The organism is Fructobacillus sp. EFB-N1, from assembly GCF_001038455.1.
GTDB lineage: Bacteria > Bacillota > Bacilli > Lactobacillales > Lactobacillaceae > Fructobacillus > Fructobacillus cardui.
The window spans coordinates 1-11,372 of sequence record NZ_LDUY01000034.1 but is presented as its reverse complement, the minus strand read 5'-3'; the positions used below and the strand labels follow the sequence as shown (position 1 = coordinate 11,372).

Genomic DNA, 11,372 nt, shown 5'->3' with positions numbered 1-11,372 from the left:
CAACAATCGACCCATGAAGTTACATAACTACCAGACGCCACTAGAAGTTTTTCGGGGTTGTTCGAATTAAACTTGTAATCTGCCAAAAATAAAATAACTGTTGACAAAGAAAAAAGAACAGTTTACTATACGTGTCAATAGATAAATTATAAATTACTGAGAAAAGATGAGTAAACGTTCAGCTGATTTTAACAGAGAGCCTGGGTTGGTGTAAGCGGGTATTTGAGCAAATGTTGAAGATGGTCTTTGGTTACGGTATAAGCGGTGAGTCTTGTCGATGAGCCCCTTACGGAGTGACACACGTTACCGTGTTAAGAGATAGCTTTTTTAGTGTCTTAAGTGCTGGCCAATAAGCCAGCAATAGGGTGGTACCGTGCCAGGCTATTTGGCGCCCCTAGAATGACTTTTATAGTGATTCTAGGGGCATTTTTTTGTTTTAAAAAAGGAGAGTGGCGATGACGGCGAATGCAAAGAATGGGCTCTTGCACCAAAAGCAAGCGTGGTACAATCAGAAATTAATTCAACCACTGCAAATTTTGGTTTGGAACCTGATGCCAACCAAGGAAAATACAGAGCAACAGTTTTTGTCCTTGTTAAATGATTTGGACCAGGATATTGAAGTAACCTTTTTATATGCCTGCAGTCACCACTTCAAGACTGTTCCAAAGGATGCGGTCGCCGACTGTTATGCCTGTTGGCACCAAATTAAGGATCAAAACTTCGATGGGCTGATTTTGACGGGGGCACCGGTGGAACAGTTGCCTTTCGAGGATGTTGATTACTGGCAGGAATTTTTGACCATTAAGGATTGGGCGAAAGACCATGTCGGCCAAACCATCAACGCCTGTTGGTCGGCTCAGGCAGCACTGTACCAAGACTTTGGTATCAAAAAGCGGCGCTTACCGGCAAAATTGTTTGGTATCTATGAGGCCAAGCAACCAACCCAAGAAACTGCCACTGAAAAATCAGGACTGACCACTGGCCTCGCAAACTTCAAGACACCGCAGTCGCGGTATTCGGAATCGGTGATTGACATTGAAGACTTGCCAGCTGATTTACAAGTCCTCTTCACTAATGACCAAGCAGGACCGCTTCTGCTACATTCGGCCGAGAGAAAGCAAACTTACCTGACGGGGCATTCAGAATATCAAAAGAAAACGTTGGATGCCGAATACCGGCGCGACCTGGCTAAGCATTTGGCCATCCACGAACCAGCTAACTACTACCCAGAAGGTTATTACGACCGTGGCGAAGAGATTGAAAACACCTGGATGGCTAGCAGTCGCCAGCTCTATCAAAACTGGTTGAACCTGGTTGTCAATAAGGAGAAAAATTATGACCGACAAGAAATTACACTTTGAAACCCTGCAAGTCCACGCTGGCCAAGTTGTTGATCCAGAAACCGGGTCACGGGCCGTGCCAATTTATCAAACAACTTCTTACGTTTTTAAGGACGCTAATCAGGCAGCCAACCGTTTTGCTTTGACGGAACCCGGCAATATTTATACGCGCTTGACAAACCCAACAACGGCGGTTGTTGATGACCGTGTAGCGGCTTTGGAAAACGCCAGTGCCGGGGTGACTTTAGCCACAGGGTCAGCGGCCGTTACGGCTGCGATTCTTAATATTGCTGGTCAGGGGGATGAGATTGTTGCTGCCAGCACACTGTATGGCGGAACTTATGACCTCTTTGCGGTCACCCTGCCAAAACTAGGAATTAAAACGACCTTTGTTGATCCAGATGATCCCGAAAACTTTGAAAAGGCGATTACAGACAAGACCAAAGCGGTTTATGTGGAGAGTATCGGAAACCCCAATATTAACTTGGTTGACTTTGAGGCCATTGGCGAAATTGCCCACCGTCACCAAATCCTTTTCTTTGTGGATAACACATTCGGGACGCCTTACTTAGTCCGGCCATTGGACCACGGCGCTGATATCGTGATTCATTCAGCCACGAAGTTTATTGGTGGCCACGGGACAACGATGGGCGGGGTCATTGTTGAAAAGGGCGACTTTGATTACAAGGCTAGCGGTAAGTACCCAGGTTTCACAACACCAAACGCGCAGTATAACGGCTTGGTCTTTGCTGATTTGGGGCCGGCAGCCTTTACGACCAAGGTGCGAGCCGAAAGTTTGCGCGACCTGGGGGCAACGATTAGTCCTTTTAATTCCTTCTTGTTACTGCAGGGATTGGAGTCGCTGTCCTTGCGAGTTGAGCGTCACGTTTCAAACGCCGAAAAGGTGGTTGACTACCTGAATAACCATCCAAAGGTTGCCTGGGTCAAGTATCCCAAGTTGGCTGATAGCCCTTATCATGATTTGGCAGAAAAGTACTTCCCTAATGGGGTCGGATCGATTTGCACCATTGGTTTGACTGGCGGTGAAGAGGCCGGTAAGGAATTGATTAAGAACTTGAAACTCTTCTCGCTCTTGGCCAATGTTGCCGATGCGAAGTCGCTGATTATCCATCCGGCTTCTACAACCCATGCCCAGTTGAATGAGGAAGAACTGCGGGCAGCCGGTGTGACATCAGACTTGATTCGCCTCTCAATCGGGGTGGAAAATGTTGACGATATTATCGCTGATTTGGACCAGGCCTTGGCTAAGATTTAAAGGCGTGCGTGCTGATGAAACCTAGGCTATGTATTAAAAATGTGTGCGGTGATGTTGGCATTGACTGAATTTAAAAAGCGCTATAGGGCCTGGCAAAAAAATCAGGTCGTGTAAAAGATGGGAATAAGGAAAGGTAAAAATTAATGGCAATTGACTGTTCTTGGCAAAAGAAGATTGAAACGATTTTGGCTCAAGCGGGTAACCGAGTTGATAATGTGACGGGGTCGATTTCGATGCCCCTGTACTTTTCGACCGCTTACCGACATGAGGGTTTGGGTAAGTCAACGGGTTATGACTATTCCCGGATGACGGAACCAACTAGGGATGTCTTAGAGGACGTCTTGGCTCAGATGGAAAATGGGGTGAAAGCCTTTGCCGTTTCCTCGGGGATGGCGGCCATTCAACTGGTCTTTAGCCAGTTTAAGAGTGATGACCACATCATCGTCTCCGATGACTTATATGGTGGTTCCTTCCGTTTCTTTGATCTTTTAGCAAATCAGTACCATCTACGCTTCAGCAAGTGGGATGGTCAGGATTACCAAGAACTTGACCGGCTTTTGGCAGATGGCGGGAAGGCTGTTTGGATTGAGACTCCTTCAAACCCAACCATGAAGGTGATTGATATCCAAAAGACGGCCGACCATGCGCATGCGGCTTCGGCTCAATTGCTCGTAGATAATACTTTCTACACACCTTTGATTCAACAACCCTTGAATGAAGGAGCAGACATCGTGATTCATTCTGCCACGAAGTATTTGTCAGGGCATAATGACCTGTTGGCCGGTGTGGTGGTTTGTAAAACCGAAGAAATGGCCGCAGTCATTGGTCAAAATCTGATCACGACGGGTCCTAATTTGGCACCCTTCGACTCTTGGTTGCTCTTGCGTAGCCTGAAGACGCTGCCTTTGCGCCTGGCCAAGCAGGAAGAAAACGCTCAGGACTTGGTGGCGGATTTTAACCAAAGTGAGTTGATTGATGAAGTGCGCTACCCTGGCCGTGGTGGTATGGTCAGCATTTATGTGAACAAATCAGTTCATATTGACCGCTTCTTGGGCGCCTTGAAGGTGATTTCCTTTGCTGAAAGCCTGGGTGGGACGGAAACCTTGGTGACCGTTCCGGCCGTGCAAACCCATGCCGACATGACACCAGCTGAACGTGAAAAAACAGGGATTACGGAAAACTTGTTGCGTGTCTCCTGTGGGATTGAAGCTAGTTCGGACCTGATTTTAGACTTCCATCAGGCCCTTGCTGCTGCAAAGGATGACAATGTGGCTGCGGCCAATTCGGTTAAAGAACAGGTGGCAGAGACGTTTGGCGTAGAAAAGGAGTTAATTCATGACTAAGGATGCATTTTCTGATTGGACGAAGGTCATTAAAACCACGACCAAACCCGATAAGGAAAGCGGGGCGATTAACCCAGCAATCCAGTTGTCCTCGACATTCGAGCAGCGTGATTTTGATCATTTCGGTCACTGGGATTATGCCCGGTCAGGGAACCCCACGCGAGATGTTTTGGAAGAAAGTATTGCAGAGCTGGAGCATGGCACTAGGGGCTTTGCCTTTGCAACGGGGATGGCAGCGATTTCGACGGCCTTGTTGACGTTGAACCAGGGCGATCACGTGATTTTGACCAAGAACGTTTATGGTGGGACCTTTCGCTTGGTAGAAGAAGTTTTGACCAAGTATGGGATTTCGCATACCTTTGTGGACTTGGGGAACCCGGCTGATTTGGAAGAGGCCTTCCAGGATAATACCAAGGTAGTATATGTGGAAACCCCTTCCAACCCAACTTTGCAGGTCACGGATATTCGGTTAGTGGCCCAAATTGCCCACGACCATGGTGCCTTAGTTTTTGCCGACAATACCTTTATGACCCCGGTTTTGCAAAAGCCACTGGACCTTGGTGCTGATTTGGTCGTGCATAGTGCCACGAAATTCTTAGCCGGCCATAGTGATATTTTGGCTGGATTAGTGGTCACCAAGGACGAAGAGTTTGGCAAGCAAATCTACTTCCTCCAAAATGCCATGGGTGCGACGCTTGGCGTTTCGGATTCCTGGCTCTTGATGCGTGGCATTAAGACCTTAGCGGTCCGAATGGAAAAGGAGTCGCAAAATGCCCTGGAACTAGCTCAATGGCTCGAACAACAGGAACTTGTGACAAAGGTTAATTATCCAGGCCTGGAAGCGGATGTTGGCTATGCAGTTCACAGTAGTCAGGCCAAATCAGGTGGGGCGGTCTTGTCCTTTGATATTGGTAGTGAAGACAATGTGCGTCAGCTAGTAGCCGAATTAAAGATTCCAATTTTTTCGGTTTCTTTGGGGGCTGTGGAATCGATTATTTCCTATCCACCGAAGATGTCCCATGCTGAAATGAACACGGAAGAACGCCATGACCGTGGCATTACGGATGGTTTGGTCCGCTACTCGGTTGGCCTCGAAGATATCAACGATTTGAAGGCTGATTTACACCAGGCCTTTTTGAAAATTAAAGGATGAAAACAAACAATGAAAAGATGAGTATCTAATCCGAATTTCTGACAGAGAGCCATGATGATGAGAATTGGTAGAAAAATGGTTAGAGAAGATGGTCTTGGAGTTACTGGCCGGTCGAGCACATTTTGCGTGAGATGGCCACGGTTCACAACCGTTATCTTGTGTAGCTCCGATGCTAATTGGGGTATTGAGTAAGTCTGATGGTTATCAGACAATTAGGGTGGTACCGTGCCAAAAGGCGCCCCTAGATAGACGTAATTGTTTATCTAGGGGCGTTTTTATGTGCGGACAAGAATAGTAAAGAAAAGATGAGGAGAAAAGGATATGACAACAACAATTATTGGTTTCCCACGGATTGGTGAAAAGCGAGAACTCAAGTTTGCGACAGAGCATTATTGGAAGAAGCAGTTGAACCAGGACGAGTTATTGCAAAAGGCGCATGAGATTAAGTTGGCGCATTGGCAGGCCCAACAGGAAGCTGGCATTGACTTGATTCCAGTTGGCGACTTTTCTTTCTTTGATAATTTTTTGGACGTTGCCAACGATTTAAATATTGTTTCTGACCGCTATCGACAATTAGGATTGTCAAAATTAGATGAGTATTTTGCTCAGGCTCGGGGTTACCAGGATGGTGACCAAACGGTTAAGGCGCTGCCAATGAAGAAGTGGTTTAATACGAATTACCACTATATCGTTTCTGAATTTACGCCAGAGACACACGTGCAGTTTAATGGTCAAAGGCTACTTGATGAAATTCGTGAAGCCCGGGCAGCAGGAATTAATTCGATTAAGGCTGTCTTCATCGGTCCCTACACGCTTTTGAAATTAGCGCGTTTTGTGGATGGTGCCAAGCCAACTGATTTCATTACTGATTTGGTCCAGGCCTATCAAGCACTTTTGGCTAACCTGCAGGAGTTAGGGGTCGACTATTTACAAGTTGATGAACCGGCCCTCACGTTTGATGTCAGTCAACAAGACCAAGAATTGTTTGATCAACTCTATGACCAAATATTGGCCCAACCAACTACAGTCAAAGTGATTTTGCAGACTTACTTTGGTGATGTCAGGGATGTCTACCAAGATTTGATTCAAAAGCCTTTTGCGGGAATCGGCTTGGACTTTGTTGAAGGGCAAGAAAATTGGCAATTGATTGAGCAATACGGTTTTCCAACCGATAAGGTGCTCTTTGCTGGGGTTGTGAACGGAAAGAACGTTTGGCGCAATCATTACCAGACAATTTTGCAGCAATTGCACCAGTTACCAGCAGAAGTATCCGTGGTCCTCAATACTTCTTCCTCTTTGTTGCACGTGCCTTATACCGTTGCTAATGAAAATCAGTTGGACCAAGATGTTGCCCAACATTTGGCCTTCGCTATTGAAAAATTGCACGAACTCAGTGAATTGGCTGCGATTGTTGCTGGCCGAGAAGGTAGCGAGAAGTATTTGGCAGAAAATCAACGACTCTTTGCCGACGTCAAACACCCAGTTAATGTGGTGGTTCAGAAGAGAGTGGAGGCGTTGCGCGACGATGACTACACTCGGCTGCCAGATCGAAAAACACGGATTGCTTTGCAAAACGAAGAATTAGACTTGCCACTGTTCCCAACGACGACAATCGGTTCCTTCCCACAAACAGCTGATGTTCGAGCCAACCGTCGTCAATTTAAGCACCATGAAATCAGTCAAGAAGAATATGACCAATTCAACGAAGACAAGATCGCTCGGATTATCCGTAAGCAGGAGGAGTTAGGCCTTGATGTCTTGGTTCATGGGGAATACGAACGCAATGACATGGTCGAATACTTTGGTGAAAAATTAGGTGGTTTTGTCTTCACGCAAAATGGTTGGGTCCAGTCATATGGGAGCCGAGCTGTTAAACCACCAATTATTTGGGGGGATGTTAGCCGCACGGCACCGATTACGGTTGCAGCCTCAGTTTATGCAAATGGTTTGACGGATAAGCTCGTGAAGGGGATGCTGACGGGTCCAGTGACCATCTTTAACTGGTCGTTCCCTCGTGAGGACATCGAGCGCAAGGAAGTCGTGACCCAAATTGCATTGGCCTTGCGTGATGAAGTCTTGGATTTGGAAAAGCATGAGATTAAGATTATTCAAATCGATGAGCCAGCTCTACGTGAGAATTTGCCATTAAGAAAATCAGATTGGTTTAGCCAGTACCTAGATTGGGCCGTTCCGGCCTTCCGTCTGGTTCACTCTGGTGTCGCGCCAACAACACAAATTCACACTCATATGTGCTATAGCGAGTTCTCAGATATTCTCCAAGCAATCGATGACTTGGATGCCGATGTGATTTCATTTGAAGCCTCTCGAGCTGATTTCACCTTAATTGATGACCTAGTTGACCACCAGCTCCAAACTCAGGTAGGGCCAGGTGTCTATGATATTCACTCACCACGGGTGCCTAGTCAAAATGAAATTCAAGGTTTGATTGAGCAGGTAATCGAAAAAATTCCTGCCGAAAACGTTTGGATCAATCCAGATTGCGGTTTGAAGACCCGGTCCGAGGCGGAATCCTTCGCCAGTTTGGAAAACATGATTGCTGCCATTCAAGCAATCAGGGAGGATGTCGATGAAGCTAGTTGATTTATTTGAGAAAAAAACATTTTTTTCCCCTCGAGGTTTTTCCACCACGAAAGAATACTTCCAAAGAAAGTATTCTGCCAACGCTATCTTCGTTAAATGATATTTCACCTGATTTTATTTCGGTCACATTGGGTGCGGGCGGAACGGCCCAGGGCAATGAAACGATTGAGGTTGCGAATCTTATTCAAAATCAGCTACACGTACCAGCGGTTGCCCATATTCCTAGTTTGTATCGGAACCAAGATCAGGTGGACGAATTGCTTGACCAACTGGCGGCCGATAATATTCAAAACGTACTGGCACTGCGCGGTGATCCGGTAGATGGGTTATCACCAAATGGGACCTTTTACCATGCTTCTGATTTGGTTGCTTATATTGACCGCGAGTATCCTAATTTTGATGTTGCCGCTGCTTGCTATCCGGAAGTGCACCAGGAATCACCATCTGTGGTGGCTGATATTGAAGGGCTGAGGCGCAAGGTTGATGCAGGAGCGGACCACCTGATTTCACAGCTATTTTTCGATAATCAGCATTTTTATGAATTTCAGGAACGGCTAGCCCTGGCTGGCATAACAGTTCCGGTTGAAGCTGGCATTATGCCTTGTACCAATAAAAAGCAAATTGAGCGGATAACGAAATTTTCGGGTGTGCCAGTGCCCAAAAAGTATCAAAAAATGCTTGATCGCTATGCGGATAATCCCTTGGCGCTGAAAGACGCCGGTATTGCTTATGCAATCGAACAAATCGTTGATTTGGTTTCCCAGGGGGTCGACGGTATTCATTTATATACGATGAATAAGCCGGAAATCGCTGAGAAAATCTGGGATGCCACTAAGACAATTTTTGAAGCTAACCAAACAAAGGATAGGGGTGCAATCGAACTGGTTCATTGAATCGAGTTCTTGGTTGCTTAATATCGGCCCCTCATGAAAAGAAAAGAGTAAAACAAAAAACCGCTTGCTTGTCTGAAATCAGACTTGCGAGCGGTTTTTCAAGCAGAAAAAATATTTGGATTAGTCAGCCGTTGTTTTTGAAACAACGATTGTTGACTTCTTACCGAGGGCGAAGAGAATCATGCCAAAGGCAATATAGCTAAGCAAAACTGTTAACGGCAAGGCAATGGCATTGCCATTAAAGAAGGCAATGTTCCGCAAAATTGTTCCAGTTGCCCCAGGTGGCAAGAGTTGTCCGAAGAAACCCCAGCCCTTTGGCAACATTTCAGGAGCTGATGAGAGCCATGAAAGTGGGTTCCCAAGCAAGATCAACATGATGGCAGCGATAATCAAACCACCATTGCCCATCACTTCCAAAATACCCAGAACAAAGAATGCAGTGGCGGCGATACCAATCATGGCACCAAGTGAAGTTAACCAGTAGTTACCATCGAAAGTACCAACACCGAATTGGATAACACCAACAAGGCCAAGTCCACCAACGAAGGCGAATGCCAAGGCAGCAAAGAACTTTTGCTTCTTACCCTTAATCACGTTGGCAATGGCAACGGCACCAATCCAACCGCCAAGGGCAATTGGTAAGGCACCAGCGGCCAAACCAGTTCCCTTAGAGTCATCTTTAGGGAAGTCACGTAATTCAACAACCTTCAATGTCTTAGCATCGATTGCTGCTGACTTTTGGCTCAAAGTCTTCAATGTGTTGGCATCATTTGCTTGGGCCATCATTGGTGCTAATTGAGCCTTAGCAGCAGCCTTTTGCTGGGTAACAACACCCTGACCGATTTGGTTCAAGCCTTGCGCAACGGCTGCAGAAGCGGCTGTTGCTTGGTACAAGCTCAAGTCACCAGTTGCTGATATTTCAAAGGCACCGTAAATCTTACGTTCCTTGATAGCAGACTTAACGTCTTTTTCGCTGCCATATTGGCTAACCTTAAATCCCTTATCGGACAACGGCTTGGCCAACTTTTCATACGTTGCGTCATTTTGAGCAACGACACCAATTGGTACATTGTTAATACCTGATTTAACGGCTGGCAATGAGAAGGCAGTCATCATAATTCCTAAGACAACTGTCAAACCAAGAGCCAAACCTAAAATCAACTTATTGGATGATTTCATGTGTACTTCCTCTTTTCATTTACTGATTTTAGTATATGAAATCGACAAAAAAAGAAAACCAACAATCGTTGCTTAAAAGTTGGATAAGCTGATTTTAGGCCACTTATCCAACAAAAAACCACCCATTGGTGGGTGGTTTGGTTGAAAAAATTAGTTCTGGGCATGAATGACCTTAGTCAAAAGTGGTGGGACAACCCTAACAAGGATGGCCGAAAACTCTTCAGTTGACTCTTGAAAGCCAGAACGAATCCAAGTAATAATCAAATTTGTGGCGGTTCCTGTCAAAATATTGAGAGCATACCGCGGTGGAATCGCTAAATCGTGGCCATCAGTTGTATTGAAGAAAGCTTTTTTAGCCTGTTCAACCATTCGATTTTCAAAGGAATGCTCAGCATGCTTTGAAAGCAGAAGGGCGGCTAATGCCTTTTGCTCGTAGAGCTTTTGAACCAAAAAATCAGCTCGATGCTGAAAGATTTCAGCGACGTCGAAATTTTCAATATTAAGCGAGGGAAGAGCCCCCATAGTCTCTTCTAAGAGGTCCAGTTGGATGGTTTCCATCAAATCATCCTTATCTAAGAAATGAGCGTAGAAGGTTGAACGGTTAATATCAGCCTGCTTAATGATTTCTTGGACAGAAATTTTATGAAAGTCCTTATGAGCCAAAATTTCTAAAAAGGTAGCACGAATAGCGGCATCGGCTTTGGTATAACGGGCATCGGTTTTCATAATGGTTATTTTTCTTGATAAAATTCGTTAGCGAAGAGTCCCATCATTAAGGAATCATGGTAACGTCCTTCGGCAAAGTAGTGTTGGCGGAGTCGGCCTTCCTCTTGAAAGCCGAACTTTTTATAAATGTGGATGGCAGCCGGATTTTCAACATCGACATATAGGTAAATCTTGTGAAGATTTAAAACAGAGAAGGCATATTCGATTCCGGCGTGCAGACCTTCCTGGGCCAAACCTTGGCCATGAAATTTAGTGTCAATAATGATTTGGATTTCACAGTGACGGTGAATGGTATTGATATCGATTAATTCAACGACACCGACAAATTGGTTGTCTTCCTCAATCACGAAACGCCGTTCGCTTTGATCGAGGACGTGGCGGTCGTAGAGGAGGGTTAATTCATCTAGGGAATTAAAAGGTTCCTCGAACCAGAGGGCCATCACAGACCGTGAATTTTTTTGCTGGTAGATATGGGGCAAATCTTGCTTAGCAAGAGGACGGATGTTCACTTTTGTCTCCATTTCGTCTGCTACTAGAATATCTAGTAAAGGAATTACGCTATACTACCAAGATAACATAAAAGGCGGCCTTACACTAGCAAGACCGCCTTTTCTAAGTTATCGTATTGCCCCTGCTGGATTCGAACCAGCGCATAATGGCACCAGAAGCCACCGCCTTACCGCTTGGCTAAGGGGCAATTACTTGATATATATTACCCGCTTTTCTCTCATTTTGCAAGGTTTTTTTAGAATTTTCTGGATTTTTTTGTAATGAATTGGCAGATTACAAGTTTAATTCGAACAACCCCGAAAAACTTCTAGTGGCGTCTGGTAGTTATGTAACTTCATGGGTCGATTGTTG

At 45.5% G+C, this 11,372-nt stretch carries 9 protein-coding genes, 1 tRNA gene and 1 other annotated feature; of the genes, 6 read left to right on the top strand and 4 right to left on the bottom strand.

The genetic code is table 11. The annotated features are described in order from the left end of the window. Positions 1 to 455: 455 nt before the first annotated feature. The 6 genes from FEFB_RS07490 to metF all read left to right on the top strand — a co-directional run bounded on the left by FEFB_RS07490 (position 456) and on the right by metF (position 8,606). The gene (locus FEFB_RS07490; protein ID WP_047975626.1) at positions 456 to 1,361 is read left to right on the top strand and encodes a homoserine O-succinyltransferase; all 906 of its coding nucleotides are present in this window, start codon (positions 456 to 458) and stop codon (positions 1,359 to 1,361) included. Next, positions 1,336 to 2,616 (top strand): O-acetylhomoserine aminocarboxypropyltransferase/cysteine synthase family protein, encoded by a 1,281-nt coding sequence (locus FEFB_RS07485; RefSeq protein WP_047975625.1) that lies wholly within the window; start codon positions 1,336 to 1,338, stop codon positions 2,614 to 2,616. The genes FEFB_RS07490 and FEFB_RS07485 overlap by 26 nt, the downstream gene beginning before the upstream one ends. Before the next feature lie 143 nt (positions 2,617 to 2,759). After that, positions 2,760 to 3,959 carry a PLP-dependent transferase gene (locus FEFB_RS07480; RefSeq protein ID WP_082131951.1) on the top strand — a complete coding sequence of 400 codons (1,200 nt, stop codon included), beginning with the start codon at positions 2,760 to 2,762 and terminating at the stop codon, positions 3,957 to 3,959. Then, on the top strand, positions 3,952 to 5,112 hold the full coding sequence (locus FEFB_RS07475) for an aminotransferase class V-fold PLP-dependent enzyme (RefSeq protein ID WP_047975624.1): 1,161 nt from the start codon (positions 3,952 to 3,954) through the stop codon (positions 5,110 to 5,112). Before FEFB_RS07480 ends, FEFB_RS07475 begins: the two co-directional genes overlap by 8 nt. Further along, positions 5,113 to 5,358, top strand: a binding site (T-box leader). A gap of 75 nt (positions 5,359 to 5,433) precedes the next feature. Next, positions 5,434 to 7,713: a 5-methyltetrahydropteroyltriglutamate--homocysteine S-methyltransferase gene (gene metE / locus FEFB_RS07470; protein WP_047975623.1), complete on the top strand. Its 2,280-nt coding sequence runs from the start codon at positions 5,434 to 5,436 to the stop codon at positions 7,711 to 7,713. Between the two features lie 5 nt (positions 7,714 to 7,718). Then, positions 7,719 to 8,606 (top strand): methylenetetrahydrofolate reductase [NAD(P)H], encoded by an 888-nt coding sequence (gene metF, locus FEFB_RS07465; protein ID WP_369795917.1) that lies wholly within the window; start codon positions 7,719 to 7,721, stop codon positions 8,604 to 8,606. Between the two features lie 120 nt (positions 8,607 to 8,726). Here the strand turns inward: metF and FEFB_RS07460 are convergent, their stop codons facing one another. The 4 genes from FEFB_RS07460 to FEFB_RS07445 form a co-directional block, all read right to left on the bottom strand. Further along, a complete protein-coding gene (locus FEFB_RS07460) occupies positions 8,727 to 9,785 on the bottom strand; it encodes an ABC transporter permease (protein ID WP_047975622.1) in 1,059 nt (352 codons plus the stop codon). Between the two features lie 150 nt (positions 9,786 to 9,935). Further along, positions 9,936 to 10,511: a TetR/AcrR family transcriptional regulator gene (locus FEFB_RS08345; RefSeq protein ID WP_053068988.1), complete on the bottom strand. Its 576-nt coding sequence runs from the start codon at positions 10,509 to 10,511 to the stop codon at positions 9,936 to 9,938. A 5-nt stretch (positions 10,512 to 10,516) separates the two neighbouring features. After that, entirely contained in the window at positions 10,517 to 11,020 is a 504-nt protein-coding gene (locus FEFB_RS07450) for a GNAT family N-acetyltransferase (RefSeq protein WP_047975621.1), read from the bottom strand. A 116-nt stretch (positions 11,021 to 11,136) separates the two neighbouring features. Continuing rightward, positions 11,137 to 11,208, bottom strand: a tRNA-Gln gene (locus FEFB_RS07445). Positions 11,209 to 11,372: the final 164 nt, after the last annotated feature.